Raw genomic sequence first — 17,674 nt, forward strand, 5'->3', positions numbered from 1 at the left:
CGCTCATGCCATGCACACATCCGAGAACAGCAGCACCGGCCAGCTCACGATCGAGCCGAGGAACGACACCGTGCGGTCGATGCCGGAGAGCGTGCCGAGATGGCCGGTGTGCGTCAGCGACCAGATCACGCCGATCACGATGTACGGGACGAGCGCGAGGATGGCCGTTCCGATCCACTCGGCGATCGTCATCTCGAAGGCGAAGAACTTCCGTAGCGTGTCGAGCACCGGCACTATGTTAATGATCATTCCGCTCTGGGCAGGCTCTTCCGCGGTTTCAGGGAGTGCTGTCCTGATTTGTGGGGTACATGGCGTAGACGACAAGCACCCCGGTGGCCAACACTGAGACCGTGACGCGGTCGGTGGTGATCCTCGGCTATCCCGGTGTGCAGGCACTGGATATGGTCGGACCGTTCGACGTGTTCACCGGCGCGACCATGAACCTGGCCGCCCGCAACCGCGCCGACGACGGCTACGACGTCACGATCGCGTCCGCGAACGGAGAGCAGGTCACCACCGGTACCGGCCTCACTCTTGTCGCTCAACCACTGCCCGACCCGCGCGAACCGATCGACACCGTGGTCCTTCCCGGCGGCTGGGGACTCGACGCGGCCCGCCGGAATCCACGGCTCGTCGACTGGGTCACAGCGGTGTCCGGTACGGCCCGCCGCGTCGTCAGCGTCTGCACGGGCGCATTCCTTGCCGCCGAGGCCGGACTGCTCGACGGCTGTCGGGCAACCACGCACTGGGCATTCGCCGACGAGCTGGCCCGCCAATTCCCGTCCATCACAGTCGACCCAGACCCCATCTTCGTGCAGAGCTCACCGTCGGTGTGGACCGCCGCCGGCGTCACTGCAGGCATCGACCTTGCGCTGTCGCTGGTCGAAGCGGACCACGGCACCGAGGTGGCGCAGACGGTGGCCCGCTATCTGGTGCTGTATCTGCGGCGGCCAGGCGGCCAGAGCCAGTTCGCTGCACCGGTGTGGATGCCTCGCGCCAAGCGCGCGCCGATCCGCGACGTGCAGGAAGCGATCGAAGCCGAACCCGGCGCCGCGCACAGCATCTCCGAGTTGGCCCGCCGCGCTGCGATGAGCCCGCGTCATTTCACCCGCCTCTTCACCGACGAGATCGGCGAGGCGCCGGGCGCCTACGTCGAGCGGATCCGCACCGATGCGGCCCGCCGACAACTGGAGGAGACCGACGACACCGTCACCCTCATCGCCGCCCGCTGCGGCTTCGGCACCGCAGAAACCCTGCGCCGCAATTTCGTTCGACGAATGGGCATATCGCCCGACCAGTACCGCAAGACGTTCGCCTAGAGGAGGAAATCATGCAGATCGCCATCGTGTTGTACCCTGGCTTCACCGCGCTCGACTTCATCGGACCCTACGAGAGCCTGCGTATGCTACCCGACGCCGATGTGCGTTTCGTCTGGCACGAGCCGGGCCCGATCACGGCGGACTCCGGCGTGCTGGTCGTCGGCGCGACCCACTCGTTCGCCGAAACACCCTCTCCCGACGTCATTCTCGTACCGGGCGGCTTCACGACGATGGAACATGCTCGCGACGAGAAGGTGCTCGACTGGCTGCGAAGCGCGCACGAGACCGCGACGTGGACCGCGTCGGTGTGCTCCGGATCGATCATGCTTGCCGCCGCGGGGCTGCTGGCGGGCAAGCGTGCCACCTCCCACTGGGCTGCGCTGTCGGCGTTGAAAGCGTTGGGCGTCAAGCCCGTCGGCGACCAACGCATCGTCCACGAAGGTGACATCGTTACCTGCGCGGGCGTCTCGGCGGGTATCGACCTCGGCCTCTGGCTCGCCGGTCAGATCGCAGGCGAGGGCCGTGCCAAGGTCATCCAGCTGTCGATGGAATACGACCCGCAGCCACCGTTCGACTCCGGCCACATGTCCAAGGCGTCGGCCACCACGAAGGCGGGCGCCACCGCGCTGATGAGCAAGGACCTCATCAAGCCCAAGCAGTTGAGAGCCGCGACGGGCCTGCTGTGGGATCACGCGATCGAGCGTGCCAGGGGCAAGCGTCGCAAGAGCCGCACTCGCGTAGCCTCTGCTGGGTGAATCTGGCCTACGACGAAAGAGGCACCGGCGATCCGGTGCTGTTCATCGCCGGTAGAGGCGGCGCGGGCCGCACCTGGCATCTGCACCAGGTTCCCGAATTCGTGCGGGCCGGCTACCGGGCGATCACCTTCGACAACCGGGGGATCGGCGCCACCGAGCAGGCGAGCGGGTTCGGCACCGAGCAGATGGTCGCCGACACCGCCGCGCTGATCGAGAAGCTGGACCTCGACCCCGTCCGCCTCGTCGCGGTGTCGATGGGCTCGTTCATCGCGCAAGAGCTGATGGTGGCCCGCCCGGAACTCGTCCGCTCCGCTGTGCTGATGGCCACACGGGGCCGCCACGACCGCACCCGCGACTTCTTCCGCACCGCCGAACGCGAGCTCGCCGACTCCGGCATCGAGCTGCCTGCGATCTACGACGCGAAGCTGCGGCTGCTGGAGAGCTTCGGACCGGCGACGCTCAACGACGACGCCGCGGTGCGCGACTGGATCGACATGTTCACGATGTGGCCCAACAAGGCGACACCCGGCATGCGGGCCCAGCTCGAGGTCAGCCCGCACGAGAACCGGCTGCCCGCTTACCGAAGTATTACGGCACCGGTGCTGGTCATCGGGTTCAGCGACGACATTGTGCTGCCGCCGCACCTCGCCCGCGAGGTCGCCGAGGCCATCCCCAACGGCCGTTACCTGGAGATTCGCGACGCCGGACACCTCGGCTTCATCGAGAAACCGCAGGTGGTGAACGTAGCGGCGCTCGACTTCCTTGCCGAATAGGCTGTAGTGGTGAACCCATCCACGGCACAGGCCCGTGTCGTCGTCGACGAACTCATTCGCGGCGGCGTGCGCGACATCGTGCTGTGCCCTGGATCGCGCAACGCGCCGCTGGCATTCGCGCTGCACGATGCCGACCGGGAAGGCCGGATCAGGCTGCACGTGCGCATCGACGAGCGGACCGCCGGATTCCTGGCCATCGGCCTCGCGGTGGCCGAGGGCGCGCCGGTGTGTGTGGCGATGACGTCGGGCACGGCGGTCGCCAACCTGGGACCCGCGGTGGTGGAGGCCAACTACGCGCGCGTCCCGCTGATCGTGCTTTCGGCCAACCGGCCCTACGAGCTGCTCGGCACCGGCGCGAACCAGACGATGGAGCAGCTCGGCTACTTCGGCACGCAGATGCGGGAGAACATCAGCCTCGGCCTCGCCCCGGAATTGAGGGGAGCCGCGCCCGGCGAACTCGATAAGTTCAACGCACAGTGGCGATCGGCCACCTGCCGAGTGCTGGTGGCGGCCACCGGTTCTCGCACCGCCAACGCGGGCCCGGTGCAGTTCGACATCCCGCTGCGCGAGCCGCTGGTGCCCGACCGCGACCTCGACCCGTCGACGTCGTACGCGCCACAGGGCCGCCCCGGCGGCAAGCCGTGGACCCACACCCCACCGGTCATGTTCGACCAGCCGCTCGACATAGACCTCACCCCGGACACGGTCGTCATCGCCGGGCACGGCGCGGGCGCGCAGCCGAACCTGGCCGCGCTTCCGACCGTCGCCGAGCCGACGGCCCCGCCCACCGAAAACCCGCTGCACCCGCTGGCGTTGCCGCTGCTGCGTCCGCAGCAGGTGATCATGCTCGGCCGCCCGACGCTGCACCGGCCCGTTTCCGCCCTGCTCGCCGACCCGTCGGTGCCGGTCTTCGCGCTGACCACCGGCCCGCGCTGGCCCGACGTCTCGGGGAACTCGCAGGCCACCGGCACCCGCGCAGTCATCTCGGGCGAACCGAATCCAGCCTGGCTGCGGCGCTGCGCGGCGGTCAACTCCCACGCCGTCGCTGCGGTGCGCGACCAGCTTCAGGCGCACCCACTGACCACCGGCCTGCACGTTGCGGCCGCGGTGGCTGACGCCCTGCGCGACGGCGATCAGCTTGTGCTCGGTGCATCGAACCCGGTCCGCGACGCCGCACTGGTCGGGTTGAACCCGCGGGGCATCAAGGTCCGGTCCAACCGCGGCGTGGCGGGGATCGACGGCACGGTGTCCACGGCGATCGGCGCCGCGCTGGCGCACGACCGCACAGGTGGCCGCACGGTTGCGCTGATCGGCGATCTGACCTTCGTGCACGACAGTTCGGGGCTGTTGATCGGGCCGACCGAGCCGACGCCGCGGCAGCTGACGATCGTGGTGTCCAACGACAACGGCGGCGGGATCTTCGAGCTGCTCGAGCAGGGCGACCCTCGGTTCTCCGACGTGTCGTCTCGGATCTTCGGCACCCCGCACGACGTCGACGTCGGCGCGCTGTGCCGGGCTTATCACGTGGACAGCAGACAGATCGAGGTCGACGATCTCGCCGCTGCGCTCGACGAACCGTTCGACGGCATGCGGGTGCTGGAGGTGAAGGCCGACCGGTCGTCGCTGCGGGCGCTGCACGCGTCGATCAAGGCGGCGTTGTGATCGATCGGGTCAAGCGACTGGTGCGCAGCGTAGTCCCACAAGTGATCCCGCACCTGTACGGCCAGCCCGACGAGACCCGCACCGAACGCACCTTCCGCCGCATGCGAATCGGCGTCGTCATCGTGGCCTGTCTGGTGACGTTGCAGTCGCTGCTTCTGGTGTTCGGTGCGTGGCGCAACGACCGGCAGATCGAGGGCAACATGGGGGTAGCCGCCGCCGAGGTGCTCAGTGCGGGGCCGCGCCGTTCCACGATCGAGTTCGTCACCCCCGACCGTGTCACCTATCGGCCCGAGCTCGGGGTGCTGTATCCCTCCGAATTGGACACGGGCATGCGGATTTACGTCGAGTACGACAGAGCCAACCCCGATCTCGTTCGGGTGCAGGACCGCAATGCGGCGCTGGCCATCATTCCGGCCGGGTCGATCGCCGTCGTGGGCTGGTTGGTCGCCGGTGCGGCGTTGATGGGGTTGACGTTCTTCGAACGCAGGCTGGCGCGTCAGGCCGAGGCCAGCAGGTTGTTCAGCCAGTCGTCGTCGTGAATGTCGACCTTCTCCTGGGTATCGAGGTCGTAAACTGTTGGCGTGCCTGTGCTTATCGGGTCGATGCCGATGAGCGCGCCGTAGTTGTAGGCGCCCATCTCCTCGATGTCGATCTGGTCGGCGGTGTCGCCTGCGCCGATGCGGCCCGCGACGTCGTCGGGTAGGCCCGATTCCTGTGCCATCTTCGCCATCTGGTTGTCGCTCGGTCCAGGCCCGCCGGGTTCCTGGTGGGCCCAGAGGTCTTCGACGAAGCTCTGGAACTCCGGGCCCGAGGCCATGTCGTTCTCGTCGGAAGCCTCGGGCGCTCCGACGGCGAGGAACAGCGCGTTGGCGACCCGCACCGAATGCTGGTCGGTGCTCGGGTCGTCCAGGAAGGTCAGCGGACGGTAGGTCACCGCGAGGTCGCCGATATTGATGTGTCGCTTGATGTCGTCGCCGAAAGCGGCCTGCAGGTCGGCGCAGTGGGTGCACTGCGGTTCGGTGTACAACTCGATCTGCACCGGGGCGTCGGGATAGCCCGCCACGATGCCGTAGCCGTCTTCGCTCAGGCCGAGCGGAGGTTTCGTGGGATCGACGGTCGCAGTCCCGGTGACCTGGCTGGTGCAGCCGGCCGCGCCGAAGAGCATCGCCGCCGTCACCGCCGCGACCGCGCGGGAAACTCGCATGTCAACCGCCCTTCCTTTCGCGCAGGATACCCGCACACGGGCCCCCTTGTTCTGGGCGATCGGCACGAGAACTTCGCGTGTCGTATCCCCGCAGGCAACCCTGCCGACAGCCGCTGATGCCACCATCTCGGTGTGCGCGTTGGGATCGTCGCAGAGTCCTTCCTTCCGAATGTCAACGGCGTCACCAACTCGGTGCTTCGGGTGATCGACCATCTCCGCCATCACGGCCACGAGGTCCTTGTCATCGCACCGGACACACCTCGCGGCGAACCCGCCGCCGACCGCGTTCACGAAGGCGTCCGTATTCACCGGGTGCCGTCGCGGATGTTTCCGAAGATCACCTCCCTGCCGCTGGGCGTCCCCCGGCCGCGAATGGTGAGTGTCCTCAAGGGTTTCGACCCCGACATCGTGCATCTGGCCTCGCCTGCACTGCTCGGTTGGGGCGGCATGCACGCCGCGCGCCGCCTGGGCGTGCCGACGGTGGCGATCTTTCAGACAGACGTGGCCGGTTTCGCGCAGAGCTATGGCATCGGCTTCACCGCGCGGGCCGCATGGGCGTGGACCCGGATGGTGCACAGCCGGGTCGACCGCACTCTGGCACCGTCGACGGCCGCCGTGGATAACCTTGTCGCTCATCGCATTCCTCGCGTGCAGAAGTGGGCTCGCGGCGTCGACATCGCCGGGTACGCGCCCTCCGCGCGTGACGAGCGGCTGCGCAGTAAGTGGTCACCCGATGGCAAGCCGATCGTCGGCTTCGTCGGCCGCCTCGCTCCCGAGAAGCATGTCGAGCGGCTTGCGGTGCTTGCGGGCCGCGACGATCTCCGGCTCGTCATCGTCGGCGACGGTGTCGACCGAGCCAAGCTCGAGGCCGCCTTGCCTGGAGCGGTTTTCACCGGCGCGTTGTACGGCCCGCAGTTGGCCACCGCCTACGCCAGCATGGACGTCTTCGTCCACCCCGGCGAGCACGAGACGTTCTGTCAGGCCGTGCAGGAGGCGATGGCCTCGGGTCTACCGGTCGTCGCCCCCGATGCAGGGGGGCCACGAGATCTGGTGGCGCCCATGCACACCGGGCTTCTGCTGCCGGTCGCCGAGTTCGAAGATCGGCTGTCGACCTCGGTGGACCACCTGCTCGACGAGCGTCAGCGCTACTCGGTGGCAGCTCGCCGCAGCGTGCTCGGCCGTACCTGGCCGGCGATCTGCGACGAGCTGATCGGCCACTATGAGGCGGTGCTGGGCACTCGCGGCGTCAAGGCCGCCTGAGTATCAGGCGCCCAGCGTGCGCTGGATATCCGGCTTCATCGCGGTGAGCTGTGCGTTCCAATAGCCCCAGCTGTGCGTGCCGTTGGGCGGGAAGTTGAACGTGGCATTGCCCCCGCCGGCCGCAGTGTAGGCGTCCTGGAAGGCGACGTTGCTGTTCTTGGTCAGCCCCTCGAGGAACGTCGCCGGCAGATCCGCTCCGCCCAGCTCGGTCGGGGTGCCGTTGCCGGTGTAGACCCACAGGCGGGTGCCGTTGGCGGCCAGTGTGCCCGCCTGCAGCGTCGGGTCGTTGCGCTGCCACGCCGGGCCGCCGCCGGGACCCCACATCGCGGTGGCGTCGAAACCGCCCGAGTCGCGCATCGCGAAGCCGATCAATGTCGGCCAGACCCCCTGCGACGGGTTCAAGAAGCCCGACAGCGATCCCGCGTAGCGGAACTGGTTCGGGTGGTAGGCCGCGAGGATCAACGCCGAGTTACCCGACATCGACAGGCCGACGACGGCGTTGCCGCTCTGCGAAATGCCCTTATTGGCTGCCAGGTAAGCGGGCAGCTCGGACGTCAGGAATGTCTCCCACTGGTAGTTGTATGTAGTGCCGTTGCCGACGGCCGGTGACTGCCAGTTGGTGTAGAAGCTCGACATTCCGCCGACGGGCATCACCACGGACACCCCGGACTGGAAGTAGGTCTCGAACGCCGGCGTCTCGATGTCCCAGCCGCTGTTGTCGTCGCGGGCCCGCAACCCGTCGAGCAGATAAAGGGCCTTGGACCCGCCGCCCTGGAACTTGACCGGAATGTCGCGGCCCATCGAGGCCGACGGCACCATCAGCGTCTCGACCGGAAGGCCGGGTCGGGAGTATGCCGCCGCGGTCGCCGATCCACCGGCGACAGCGATCAGGCCCGGCAGCATGAGCGCCGCCACCACGCCGGCCATCAGCCGACGGAGCCAGTTGTGGGTAGTCATTTTCTTGCACATCCTTCTCAAGGCGGATTGGTTCCGCTGATTAGTCTATTGAGTGGTGTCGCCTGCGATGAGGCTCGGTGCCCGTGAGGCACGCGGCTTCTTCGCGTCCACTGTTAATTCGCACGGGTGTCTGTTCCCGTTAGCAAACGGGCGAATCATTACGAATTTGTTATCAACGCCACACTCTCAACCCTGGGCGAGCTCGGAAACCGGCTGCCATTGTTCCCAGGCCAGAGCACCGCGCATTCCCGGTCTACGGAACCTCAAAGGTAGCGTCACGGACGTGAACAGGGCGTCGCTGGACAAGGACCCGCGCGAGGTGGCGTCGATGTTCGACGCGGTCGCCCGGCGCTACGACCTCACCAACACGGTGTTGTCGTTGGGCCAGGACCGGTTCTGGCGCCGTGCGACCCGGTCCGCGCTCCGCATCGGTTCCGGCGACAAGGTGCTTGACCTGGCGGCGGGCACGGCGGTGTCGACGGTGGAACTGGCGCGCTCCGGGGCGTGGTGCGTGGCCGCGGACTTCTCGGTCGGCATGCTTTCCGCGGGCCGGAGGCGCGACGTGCCGAAGGTCGCAGGCGATGCGACGCGGCTGCCGTTCGCCGACGGCGTGTTCGACGCGGTGACCATCAGCTTCGGGCTGCGCAACGTGGTCGACCATGGGGCGGGGCTGCGCGAGATGGCGCGGGTGACGCGGCCGGGCGGACGGCTGGTGGTCTGCGAGTTCTCGACGCCGACGAACAAGCCGTTCGCGACTGTGTACAAGGAGTACCTGATGCAGGCGCTGCCGCGGATCGCGCGGAAGGTGTCGTCGAACCCCGACGCGTACGTCTATCTGGCCGAGTCGATCAGGGCCTGGCCCGACCAGGCGCAACTCGCGCACCGGATCGCCGAAGCCGGCTGGTCTACCGTGCGCTGGCGCAATCTCACCGGCGGGATCGTCGCCCTCCACGCTGCTGTGAAGCCGTCGCGCTAGGGTCGCAAAATGCACGGTCGCCTAGCGGATCCCCGCACCACACTCGGTACGGATCCGCGGGCCGATCCCCGCATGGTCCGCGCGCTTGCCCCGTTCGGGCTCGACGGCCACATGCCGGTGCCGTCTGCGACGCCCGATTCACCGCTCGAGGACAGACTCGCCGCCGTCGCCGCGACGGAGACGCGAATGGGTGCGGTGCTCGAGGCGTTGGCGCAGAACCTGCCCAGCCCCACCGGCGTCGCCACCATGGCGACGACGATCACCGGGGTCGACGGCAACGACATCGCGCTGTACATCACCCACCCGATTCCGGCCGGGGGCGACCTGCCCGGTGTCGTGCACTTCCACGGCGGCGGGATGGCCATCAACAGTGTCACCGACACCAGCTATACGCGGGTGCGCGAAAACCTCGCTGCGACAGGGCTTGTGGTGGTCGGAGTGGAGTTCCGCAATGCCGGTGGACGGCTGGGACCGCACCCGTATCCGGCGGGGATCGACGACTGCGCGTCCGCTCTGCGGTGGACGTATGCCAACCGTAGCGACCTCGGCATCAGCCACCTGATCACGTGCGGCGAGTCCGGTGGCGGGAACCTGGCGCTGACCACGCTGCACAAGGCGAAGCGGGAGGGCTGGCTGAACGAGATCGCGGGCGCCTACGCGCAATGCCCGCTGCTGTCCGGCCGGTGGTACGAGCAGCCTGACGACTTGCAATCGCTGAAGGAGAATGACGGCTACTTCCTCACGCGCGAAATCATGGGGCTCGCGGGTTCGGTGTACGACCCGACGGGCGAGCACTCGCACGACGGCGCCTGCTATGCGGGACAGGCGACCGACGAGGAGCTCAGTGGGCTTCCGCCGCATGTCATTTCCGTCAACGAGATAGATCCCCTGCGCGACGAGGGGCTGGTCTACTACCGCAGGCTGGTGCGCGCCGGTGTGCCCGCGGTCGGCAGGATCGTCGCGGGTACGGGCCACGGCTGCGATCTGCTGCTTGGCGGTTACCTGCCGGAGGTGTTCGCGGCCACCATCCGCGACGTCAACGGCTTTGCCAACTCGCTCGCCTGAACCCTCGCGACTAGGCGAGGTTGCGCCACACAAGCAAGCTCTCGGCGCCGACGGAGGGGTGGTGCGTCTGCTGGAAGTTGCGACCACCCCGTCGGAAGGTGGCGATGACCGCGGCGGGTACCGCGTGCTCGGGCAAAGGCGTTGACAACCAATCGCATCGACGCACATGAACGAGGTCGACGGCGGATGCGTCGTCATCATCGTCATAGAAGTAGCGGCCGTTGATGCGGCCGAGCCAGTACAGCCCGTCCGGGTCGCGGGTCCAGACGAACGAACCGTCATCGACATCGCGGAAACGTTCGATGCGGCGCATCAGGCGTTCGTCCGACGGCTCGCGGCGACCGCCGAAGCCGCACAGACCGCGCGATAACGCCCGCTCGATCGTCGCCCCGAAGTCGACGTCATCGCGACGCGACCGCATCGGCGCTCGGTAGACCGCCCCAGACCCGCTCGCCTGCACAGGAGACATCAGCTGAACGGGGGGCGATGGTCCAGGCGCCGTGAGCCCGCACCCGCACGCCGCCAAATGCGTGCGATCCAGTCCGCGTCCTCGTCGGTGACGAGGTTGGCCATCACCCGCACGGCGATGTTCATGACGAACTTCGACCGCATCGCGATCGGACCCGTGGCCGGCAGGAAACGCGGAATCGTCAGCAGCAGCCCGAGCCTGCGCGCGACCGAGAACCCGCGCGCATAGTGCTGCTGTAGAACAGACGGCCACGCCGACGTCAGGTCACCCGAGCCCAGCATCTCCGCGGCCAGCCTGCCGGTCTCCAGCCCGTAGTCGATGCCCTCGCCGTTGAGCGGGTTCACGCAGGCCGCGGCGTCGCCGATCAGCATCCAATTCGGGCCGGCCACGCCCGACACCGCGCCGCCCATCGGCAGCAGCGCCGAGAGCCCCAGCCGGGGCTCGCCTTCGAAGCCCCATTCCTTACGCCTCAGTGACGTGTAGTACGACATCAGCGGCCGCAGCGCGGCGTCGGCGGGCCGCTTCGACGTCGCCAGTGCGCCGACGCCGATGTTCACCTCGCCAGTGCCCAGCGGGAAGATCCAGCCATAGCCCGGCAGTACCTCGCCGTCGGGCGAGCGCAGTTCCAGATGCGACGTGATCCACGGTTCGCCGGCGCGCGGCGTCGCGATGTATCCGCGGATCGCCACGCCGTACACCGTCTCCTTGTGCCACTCGCGGCCCAGCACGCGACCGAGCGTCGAGCGTGCGCCGTCGGCGACGATCAGGTGCTCGCACCCGACCTCGGCGCCGGTATCCAGCAGTACCGAAGCGACACGACCCGACGAATCATGGCGCACCTCAGCGGCTTTGGCGCCCAGCATCATCTTTGCGCCGTCATCGACTGCGACCATCCGGATGCGGTCGTCGAGCTCGGTGCGCGGTACCGCGCTGCTGGTGACCGGGAACGACGGACCCGGCCACGGGATCTCGACGTCGGCGCCGAACCCCGACATCCGCAGACCGTGGTGCGCGATGCGCCCGTCGAGCCACGGCCCGAGGCCGAGCAGTTGCATCTCGGCGATGGCCCGGGGAGTGAGCCCGTCGCCGCACGCCTTGTCGCGCGGGAACTGGGCGGAGTCGATCACCAGCACGTCGCGGCCGCTGCGGGCGGCCCATGCGGCTGCGGCCGACCCCGCAGGCCCGGCGCCGACCACGACCACGTCAGCCTGCGCAGATCCCCGAGTCGCTCCGCTCCTGCCCGCCGGTGTGCCCATGCTTCCCAGTATGTTGGCAGGGTGAGGACACCGGCGAGCGTGGTGGCGGGAGTGGACTTCGGCGATCCCGCGTTCGCGCAGGATGTCCGCGAAGGCGTGGCCCGCATCGAAGACCTGATGTCCACTGAGCTGGGCAAAGCCGATGAGCTGATGGCCGAGGCGGTGCAGCACCTGTTCCAGGCCGGCGGCAAGAGGTTCCGCCCACTGTTCACCGTGCTGTCCGCGCAGCTCGGTCCCGAGCCCGACAACTGGCAGGTCACCGTCGCGGGTGCGGTCATCGAGCTGGTGCACCTGGCCACGCTGTACCACGACGACGTGATGGACGAGGCGCAGGTGCGCCGCGGTGCACCCAGCGCCAACGCCAGGTGGAGCAACAACATCGCGATCCTGGCGGGCGATTACCTGTTCGCGACGGCTTCGCGGCTGGTGTCCCGTCTCGGCCCCGACGCGGTGCGGGTCATCGCCGAGACGTTCGCCCAGCTGGTCACCGGCCAGATGCGCGAGACGCGCGGCGCCGCCGACCATGTCGACTCCGTCGAGCACTACCTGAAGGTCGTCTACGAGAAGACGGCGTGCCTGATCGCGGCGTCCGGCCGGTTCGGCGGCACCTTCTCCGGCGCCGACGAGGAGCAGATCGAACGGCTGAGCCGGCTCGGCGGGATCGTCGGCACCGTGTTCCAGATCTCCGACGACATCATCGACATCGACAGCGATCCCGACGAGTCGGGCAAGGTGCCCGGCACGGACCTCCGCGAGGGCGTGCACACGCTTCCGGTGCTGTACGCGCTGCGCGAAACCGGTCCGGACGCCGATCGGCTGCGTGAACTGCTGGCAGGTCCCGTGGAAGACGACGATGAGCTGGCCGAGGCGCTGAGCCTCCTGCGTAGGTCGCCGGGCATGGTTGCGGCCAAGGAAACGGTCGCGCGCTACGCCAGGGAAGCCCGCGACGAGCTGGCCAGTCTGCCGGACAGTCCCGGCAGGCAGGCGTTGGCCTCGCTGGTGGACTACACGGTCAACCGCCACGGCTGAGGAACCTCCGATGGCTCGTCGAGCGTTGTGGAGGCGAAGACCTTCCCGCGCACGCGTGGAGGGAAACTTTCAGGAGGACGTTGATGAGCTGGCATTCAGGTGCCAACACGGCCAAGACTTTCTTCCTGCTGGCACTGTTCTCGGGGCTGATCGTTGCCGTCGGTGCAATGTTCGGCAGGAACATCATGTTCCTGGCCGTGCTGTTCGCGATCGGCATGAACGTCTACGTCTACTTCAACAGCGACAAGCTGGCGCTGCGGGCCATGCACGCGCAGCCGGTCACCGAAGTGCAGGTGCCGTTCATGTACAGAGTGGTGCGCGAGCTGGCCACCACCGCGCATCAGCCGATGCCGCGGCTCTACATCAGCGACACCGCCAACCCGAACGCATTCGCGACGGGCCGCAACCCGCGTAACGCCGCCGTATGCTGCACCACCGGCATTCTGCAGATTCTCAACGAGCGCGAACTGCGCGCGGTGCTGGGCCACGAACTGTCGCACGTCTACAACCGCGACATCCTCATCTCGTGTGTGGCGGGCGCGATGGCGTCGGTGATCACCGCGTTGGCCAACCTTGCGTTCTTCGCGAGCATGTTCGGTGGCAACCGCGACGGCGGCACGAATCCTTTTGCCATCCTTCTTGTTTCAATGCTCGGTCCGATCGCCGCGGCGGTCATCAGGATGGCGGTGTCGCGCTCGCGGGAGTATCAGGCCGATCAGTCCGGCGCCGAGTTGACGGGCGACCCACTTGCACTGGCGTCGGCGCTGCGCAAGATCAGCGGCGGTGTGCAGCAAGCGCCGCTGCCGCCCGAGCCGCTGCTGGCCGACCAGGCGCACCTGATGATCGCCAGCCCGTTCCGCGCAGGCGAGAAGATCGGCAAGCTGTTCTCTACCCACCCGCCGATCGAGGACCGGATCCGCAGGCTCGAGGAGATGGCGGGCCGCGGGCCGGGCCAGTACTGACAACTTGCGGATTCGGCGCGTTTGGTCACGGTCAGGGTGACTGCGCGCGCCGAAATCGCATCCTCACTTAGGCTGTTCCGATGCTGAGCAGAACCATCGTGTTGGGCGCTATGGCCATGGCCGTCGTCGGCGCGCCTGCTGTCGCCGCCGCAGACCCGAATGAGCCGCCGCCACCTCCGCCGCCGCCCAACGTGAATGGATGGGCACCGGTCAAGCCGTCGGACTACTCGGTGCTCGGTGACACGGCGTACGCATTCACCACACCCGACGGGTTGTCGTGCATGATCCAGCGCAACGGCGGATATGGGTGCTTCGGCGCGTTGCCCGGCGCTCCCGAAGGGGCGAACCTGGTCAGCGGGCGGATCGCGCAGGCGCCCGGCTTCGCGAACGCGGGCGGAAACCCGTTCGCCGTCGCAGGCGAGATCAAGCCGCTGCCGACTGGCTCGCGGGTGAGCTACAAGACCTTGAGCTGTGGCACAGACGGCGCCGTCACATCGTGCGTAGACAGCAAGAACCAGGCAGGCTTCGTGATCAGCCCCGGCGCGACATGGATTGTGGGCGAGGTCAACCCACTCGTCGACCGGCCCGAGGGAACCAACCCCTACTTCAACTAGCTCAGAAGCCCGACCCGTGCACCTCGTGGCCGGGCTTTTCGGCGGCGAGGCCGCGATAGGCCTGCTCGACGGTTGAGCCGTGGTTGACCACACCGTCGACCTCGCGCGCGATCGGCATCGAGATGCCGTACTTGTCGGCGAATTCCATGATGACGCTGGCCGCTTTGACGCCCTCGGCGACCTGGTTCATCGCCGAAATGATCTCGTCGATCGACTTACCCGCACCGAGCTGCTCGCCGACGTGCCGGTTGCGGCTGCGCTGCGACGTACATGTCACGATCAGATCCCCCATGCCCGCAAGGCCTGCGAACGTGTCGCGGTGCCCGCCCATCGCCTCACCGAGCTTCGACATCTCCCGCAACGCGCGGGCGATCACCATCGCGCGGGTGTTCTCACCGATATTGAGGGAGTAGCCCATGCCGACGGCGATCGCGTAGACGTTCTTCAACGCCCCCGCCATCTCGACACCGACGACGTCGTCGGTGGTGTAGGTCCGGAATCGCTGAGTGCGGAACAGGTTTGCGAGGTTGGCGGCCAGGTGCTGGTCCGGCATCGCGAGCACCGCAGCCGCGGCGTATCCCTCGGCGACCTCGCGGGCGATGTTCGGCCCGGCCAGAATGCCCGCCGGATGCCCCGGCAGCACCTCGTCGACGATCTCGCTCATCCGGTAGTTCGTGCCCTGCTCGAGACCCTTCACCAGCGACACCACCGGCACCCACGGCCGCAGTTCCTTGGCAAGCTGCTCCAGCACAGCGCGGAAGCCGTGCGACGGCACACCCATCACGATGACGTCAGCGGACTCAGCGGCCTCGGAGAAGTCGGTGGTGGCCTGCAGGGTGGGGGACAGCGCCACCTCGTCGCCGAGGTACTTGGTGTTCCGGTGTTTATCGTTGATGTCGTTGGCGGTTTCCTCCGAGCGCACCCACTGCAGCGTCGGTCCGCGCCTGGCGCAGATGGAAGCCACGGTGGTGCCCCAGGAGCCTCCACCGAGTACGACGACTCTGGGTTCGCGTTGAGCAGGTGCCATGGCATCAGCGTATTGCCGACGCATGCCGTTTCACTGGCAGTTGAGAAACTGCGCCGCAGCTGTCCGCGAGGTTAGCCAGGGCGCGCAAATCGGTGCGGAAGACCCCTTCTGACCGCTGGTAGCGTCAATCGCCAGCTGGCAGAAAGGCTCCCCGTGCCTCAACCGATCAAGGTCGATCCGCAGGAGTTGGCGCATCTGGCCGGGCGTATCCGCGACTCCGCCGATGCGTTGCGGGACGGTCATCGATCCACGGCGGCGACGGCCGATGATGCGCAATCCGGCCTCGCGGGCCGCTCGGCGCGGTCGATCGACGGCAGGACCCAGCGGTTGCGGACCGCGACGGCCGAGCTGCACCGGGTGCTGACCTCTCAGGCCGACGCACTGTCGAGCGCAGCGGCGGCCTACGCGAGGACTGAGGAGAACAACCGCGTCCAGGTGGAGTCGCTGGACCCGACAACCCTGTAGCGCCCCGTGTCGTTGACGAGGCCGCCCGCACTCGGGCGCAGCTCTCCACCGACACCGCCAACGGCCTTCCGCGATTTCCCGACTGGACGGGCCCTTCGGCGGAAAGGTCGCCTTGCCCGACGTAGGCTTCGACATACCGGGTTCGCCTGCCTACATCGATCCCGAAGCCGATCGGCCCTCGGAGTCAGTGACCAAAGACCATGCGTTCTAACCGGATTCAGTTGAGCATGGCGATCCTGGGGGTCGCCGTCGCGCTAGGAGGATGCTCGATGTTGCCTCACGAAAAGGAGACGTCGTCGGCGCGACCGCCACTCGCTCCGGTGCAGACACTGTCGGACGCCGACACGATGAAGCAGGTGGTCGAGCCCGCCGCGACGATCGTGGCTGTGGCCGCGCTGCAGGATGTGAGCGCCGGCTTCGACTATGAGGTGTGCAACGACCAGGGCGAGCCGCCGTACCGCGGCAGGGTCGATATGGGCTTCCGGATCCCCGACGACATCGAGCCGAAGAAGTATTTCCAGCAGCTGGCCCAGACGATGGTGACCCGAGGCAACGGATGGTACGACGGCCCGCCGCCGGGCAAGAACCCGTTCGGCACCGTCATCCACACCGACACCGTGTTCGCGGTCATCGGCCAGAACCCGGTCGCCAAGGAAGACGGCTACGTCCACATCTTCGGCGAGTGCCGCAACATGGACGACCATCGCGACGCCGCCAGCGTCAACGTGACCGATCAGGTGGTTGCGCGATAGTCACTCGAAATCGCTGGACCAAGATGGCATGCGCGCTGGCCGGCGTCGCCGTCGTGGCGGTGGGTTGTTTCTCGACGGCGTCCGAGGCGCCGAAGGCCGATCCTTCGAAGCCCACAATCCTGCCCATGCCCGACCCCGCTTCGATGCATCAGGTGATCCTGCCGGCCAGGGAGTTCGTGATCCTCAACCATTTGCAGGACGTCACCGGGACCTTCGGCTGGGTGGCGTGCGGCGGCCAGAACGAAGCGCTGTATTACGGCGAGGTGGAACTGCTGTTCGCGTTCCCCGAGGGCGTCGCCGAAGACCGCTACATCAAGCAGATCGTGAAGATGATGGTGTCGCACGGCTGGATGGACGGTCCGGTGGAAGGGGACCGGTCGTTCGGGACGCTTCTGCACACGAACGAGGTGCGGGCCGCCATCAGTGACGGCGGCGCCGTCTACGGCGAGCTCGGCAAGGTCCGGTTGTCAGGCGAGTGCCGCAACACCAACGACCACCGCGACGACAGCGCCGTCGACATCACCGATCAGCTGACTCAGCGATAGTTGACGAACTGCAGCGCGACGTCGAGGTCTGCCTGCTTGAGCAGCGCGATCACGGTCTGAAGGTCGTCGCGTTTCTTGGAGCTGACGCGGATCTCGTCGCCCTGGATCTGCGCCTTGACGCCCTTGGGGCCGTCGTCGCGGATCAGCTTGGTGATCTTCTTGGCGTTGTCGCTGTCGATGCCCTGCTTGATGCCGCCGGTGACCTTGTAGGTCTTGCCGGAGGCCTGCGGCTCGCCTGCGTCGAACGCCTTCATCGAGATGTCGCGACGGATGAGCTTTTCCTTGAACACGTCGACGGCGGCCTTGACCCGCTCCTCGGTGGACGAGGTGATCGTGATCGCCTCCTCGCCCTGCCATGCGATCGAAGTGTCGGTGCCGCGGAAGTCGTAGCGGGTAGAGAGCTCCTTGGCGGCCTGGTTGAGGGCGTTGTCGACCTCCTGGCGGTCGACCTTGCTGACGACGTCGAAGCTAGAATCCGCCATTGGATTCGGTCCTCCTTCTCGTGCTGACTCGGTTAGTACTATCCCACGCCGCCCAAACCGACATTTCGCAGGGAAAGCCCGAGTAGACGCCTGCAAAACGTC

General features: G+C 67.4%; 21 protein-coding genes. 14 read left to right on the plus strand and 7 right to left on the minus strand.

Translation table 11 applies throughout. The features are described 5' to 3' along the window. Positions 1–3: 3 nt before the first annotated feature. Entirely contained in the window at positions 4–228 is a 225-nt protein-coding gene (locus tag C6A82_RS03310; RefSeq protein ID WP_199193959.1) for a hypothetical protein, read from the minus strand. Positions 229–350: 122 nt separating this feature from the next. Between C6A82_RS03310 and C6A82_RS03315 the strand changes: the two genes are divergently transcribed. From C6A82_RS03315 to C6A82_RS03335, 5 genes are read left to right on the plus strand one after another with little or no spacing between them, the layout of a single operon-like run. Beyond that, the gene (locus tag C6A82_RS03315; protein ID WP_105348857.1) at positions 351–1,319 is read left to right on the plus strand and encodes a GlxA family transcriptional regulator; all 969 of its coding nucleotides are present in this window, start codon (positions 351–353) and stop codon (positions 1,317–1,319) included. Positions 1,320–1,330: 11 nt separating this feature from the next. After that, entirely contained in the window at positions 1,331–2,074 is a 744-nt protein-coding gene (locus C6A82_RS03320; RefSeq protein ID WP_105348796.1) for a DJ-1/PfpI family protein, read from the plus strand. Further along, complete coding sequence (locus C6A82_RS03325; protein ID WP_105348794.1) at positions 2,071–2,847, plus strand: alpha/beta fold hydrolase; 777 nt, start codon at positions 2,071–2,073, stop codon at positions 2,845–2,847. Before C6A82_RS03320 ends, C6A82_RS03325 begins: the two co-directional genes overlap by 4 nt. Before the next feature lie 9 nt (positions 2,848–2,856). Beyond that, complete coding sequence (gene menD, locus C6A82_RS03330) at positions 2,857–4,509, plus strand: 2-succinyl-5-enolpyruvyl-6-hydroxy-3-cyclohexene-1-carboxylic-acid synthase (protein WP_105348855.1); 1,653 nt, start codon at positions 2,857–2,859, stop codon at positions 4,507–4,509. Then, positions 4,506–5,048: a DUF3592 domain-containing protein gene (locus tag C6A82_RS03335; RefSeq protein WP_233217155.1), complete on the plus strand. Its 543-nt coding sequence runs from the start codon at positions 4,506–4,508 to the stop codon at positions 5,046–5,048. Before menD ends, C6A82_RS03335 begins: the two co-directional genes overlap by 4 nt. On the opposite strand, the gene C6A82_RS03340 is transcribed toward C6A82_RS03335, so the two are convergent. Beyond that, positions 5,006–5,713, minus strand: coding sequence for a thioredoxin domain-containing protein (locus C6A82_RS03340; protein ID WP_105348792.1), 708 nt, complete (start codon positions 5,711–5,713; stop codon positions 5,006–5,008). The two genes, C6A82_RS03335 and C6A82_RS03340, sit on opposite strands and share 43 nt — an antisense overlap. A 132-nt stretch (positions 5,714–5,845) precedes the next feature. On the opposite strand from C6A82_RS03340, the gene C6A82_RS03345 reads away from it, so the two are divergent. Then, positions 5,846–6,973 carry a glycosyltransferase family 1 protein gene (locus C6A82_RS03345; RefSeq protein WP_105348791.1) on the plus strand — a complete coding sequence of 376 codons (1,128 nt, stop codon included), beginning with the start codon at positions 5,846–5,848 and terminating at the stop codon, positions 6,971–6,973. Between the two features lie 3 nt (positions 6,974–6,976). Here C6A82_RS03345 and C6A82_RS03350 read toward each other — a convergent pair whose 3' ends face one another. Then, complete coding sequence (locus tag C6A82_RS03350) at positions 6,977–7,930, minus strand: esterase family protein (protein ID WP_105348852.1); 954 nt, start codon at positions 7,928–7,930, stop codon at positions 6,977–6,979. Positions 7,931–8,213: 283 nt separating this feature from the next. On the opposite strand from C6A82_RS03350, the gene C6A82_RS03355 reads away from it, so the two are divergent. Next, on the plus strand, positions 8,214–8,906 hold the full coding sequence (locus tag C6A82_RS03355; RefSeq protein ID WP_105348789.1) for a demethylmenaquinone methyltransferase: 693 nt from the start codon (positions 8,214–8,216) through the stop codon (positions 8,904–8,906). A gap of 9 nt (positions 8,907–8,915) precedes the next feature. Next, on the plus strand, positions 8,916–9,971 hold the full coding sequence (locus C6A82_RS03360; RefSeq protein ID WP_105348787.1) for an alpha/beta hydrolase fold domain-containing protein: 1,056 nt from the start codon (positions 8,916–8,918) through the stop codon (positions 9,969–9,971). A 10-nt stretch (positions 9,972–9,981) separates the two neighbouring features. On the opposite strand, the gene C6A82_RS03365 is transcribed toward C6A82_RS03360, so the two are convergent. Continuing rightward, entirely contained in the window at positions 9,982–10,392 is a 411-nt protein-coding gene (locus tag C6A82_RS03365; RefSeq protein WP_233217154.1) for a GAF domain-containing protein, read from the minus strand. A gap of 47 nt (positions 10,393–10,439) precedes the next feature. Beyond that, complete coding sequence (gene menJ / locus C6A82_RS03370; protein WP_311101650.1) at positions 10,440–11,696, minus strand: menaquinone reductase; 1,257 nt, start codon at positions 11,694–11,696, stop codon at positions 10,440–10,442. A gap of 21 nt (positions 11,697–11,717) precedes the next feature. On the opposite strand from menJ, the gene grcC1 reads away from it, so the two are divergent. From grcC1 to C6A82_RS03385, 3 genes are all read left to right on the plus strand, one after another. Continuing rightward, entirely contained in the window at positions 11,718–12,725 is a 1,008-nt protein-coding gene (gene grcC1, locus C6A82_RS03375) for a nonaprenyl/(2E,6E)-farnesyl/geranylgeranyl diphosphat synthase (RefSeq protein WP_311101651.1), read from the plus strand. An 83-nt stretch (positions 12,726–12,808) separates the two neighbouring features. Next, positions 12,809–13,687, plus strand: coding sequence for a zinc metalloprotease HtpX (htpX, locus tag C6A82_RS03380; RefSeq protein WP_105341521.1), 879 nt, complete (start codon positions 12,809–12,811; stop codon positions 13,685–13,687). Positions 13,688–13,767: 80 nt separating this feature from the next. Further along, positions 13,768–14,301, plus strand: a complete 534-nt coding sequence (locus tag C6A82_RS03385; RefSeq protein WP_105341520.1) for a hypothetical protein — start codon at positions 13,768–13,770, stop codon at positions 14,299–14,301. Between the two features lies 1 nt (position 14,302). On the opposite strand, the gene C6A82_RS03390 is transcribed toward C6A82_RS03385, so the two are convergent. After that, complete coding sequence (locus C6A82_RS03390; protein ID WP_105341518.1) at positions 14,303–15,328, minus strand: NAD(P)H-dependent glycerol-3-phosphate dehydrogenase; 1,026 nt, start codon at positions 15,326–15,328, stop codon at positions 14,303–14,305. Positions 15,329–15,481: 153 nt separating this feature from the next. Here C6A82_RS03390 and C6A82_RS03395 point away from each other — a divergent pair, with 153 nt between their 5' ends. The 3 genes from C6A82_RS03395 (at position 15,482) to C6A82_RS03405 (ending at position 17,090) form a co-directional block, all read left to right on the plus strand. Then, the gene (locus C6A82_RS03395; protein WP_158261577.1) at positions 15,482–15,793 is read left to right on the plus strand and encodes a WXG100 family type VII secretion target; all 312 of its coding nucleotides are present in this window, start codon (positions 15,482–15,484) and stop codon (positions 15,791–15,793) included. Positions 15,794–16,062: 269 nt separating this feature from the next. Further along, on the plus strand, positions 16,063–16,545 hold the full coding sequence (locus C6A82_RS03400) for a hypothetical protein (RefSeq protein WP_311101654.1): 483 nt from the start codon (positions 16,063–16,065) through the stop codon (positions 16,543–16,545). Positions 16,546–16,670: 125 nt separating this feature from the next. After that, positions 16,671–17,090 (plus strand): hypothetical protein, encoded by a 420-nt coding sequence (locus C6A82_RS03405; RefSeq protein WP_158261574.1) that lies wholly within the window; start codon positions 16,671–16,673, stop codon positions 17,088–17,090. On the opposite strand, the gene C6A82_RS03410 is transcribed toward C6A82_RS03405, so the two are convergent. Then, a complete protein-coding gene (locus tag C6A82_RS03410) occupies positions 17,081–17,572 on the minus strand; it encodes a YajQ family cyclic di-GMP-binding protein (protein WP_311101655.1) in 492 nt (163 codons plus the stop codon). The genes C6A82_RS03405 and C6A82_RS03410 overlap by 10 nt on opposite strands. Positions 17,573–17,674: the final 102 nt, after the last annotated feature.

Origin of the sequence: Mycobacterium sp. ITM-2016-00318 (assembly GCF_002968285.2) — a bacterium.
In the GTDB taxonomy this organism is placed as follows: Bacteria; Actinomycetota; Actinomycetes; order Mycobacteriales; family Mycobacteriaceae; genus Mycobacterium.

What these genes read in the sequence shown, in the direction of transcription:
- C6A82_RS03320 (WP_105348796.1), top strand. Translation starts at nt 1,331, where the DNA reads ATGCAGATCGCCATCGTGTTGTACCCTGGCTTCACCGCGCTCGACTTC.
- C6A82_RS03340 (WP_105348792.1), bottom strand. Translation starts at nt 5,713, where the DNA reads ATGCGAGTTTCCCGCGCGGTCGCGGCGGTGACGGCGGCGATGCTCTTC.
- C6A82_RS03350 (WP_105348852.1), bottom strand. Translation starts at nt 7,930, where the DNA reads ATGACTACCCACAACTGGCTCCGTCGGCTGATGGCCGGCGTGGTGGCG.
- C6A82_RS03360 (WP_105348787.1), top strand. Translation starts at nt 8,916, where the DNA reads ATGCACGGTCGCCTAGCGGATCCCCGCACCACACTCGGTACGGATCCG.
- C6A82_RS03365 (WP_233217154.1), bottom strand. Translation starts at nt 10,392, where the DNA reads ATGCGGTCGCGTCGCGATGACGTCGACTTCGGGGCGACGATCGAGCGG.
- menJ (WP_311101650.1), bottom strand. Translation starts at nt 11,696, where the DNA reads ATGGGCACACCGGCGGGCAGGAGCGGAGCGACTCGGGGATCTGCGCAG.
- htpX (WP_105341521.1), top strand. Translation starts at nt 12,809, where the DNA reads ATGAGCTGGCATTCAGGTGCCAACACGGCCAAGACTTTCTTCCTGCTG.
- C6A82_RS03385 (WP_105341520.1), top strand. Translation starts at nt 13,768, where the DNA reads ATGCTGAGCAGAACCATCGTGTTGGGCGCTATGGCCATGGCCGTCGTC.
- C6A82_RS03390 (WP_105341518.1), bottom strand. Translation starts at nt 15,328, where the DNA reads ATGGCACCTGCTCAACGCGAACCCAGAGTCGTCGTACTCGGTGGAGGC.
- C6A82_RS03400 (WP_311101654.1), top strand. Translation starts at nt 16,063, where the DNA reads ATGTTGCCTCACGAAAAGGAGACGTCGTCGGCGCGACCGCCACTCGCT.
- C6A82_RS03405 (WP_158261574.1), top strand. Translation starts at nt 16,671, where the DNA reads ATGCCCGACCCCGCTTCGATGCATCAGGTGATCCTGCCGGCCAGGGAG.
- C6A82_RS03410 (WP_311101655.1), bottom strand. Translation starts at nt 17,572, where the DNA reads ATGGCGGATTCTAGCTTCGACGTCGTCAGCAAGGTCGACCGCCAGGAG.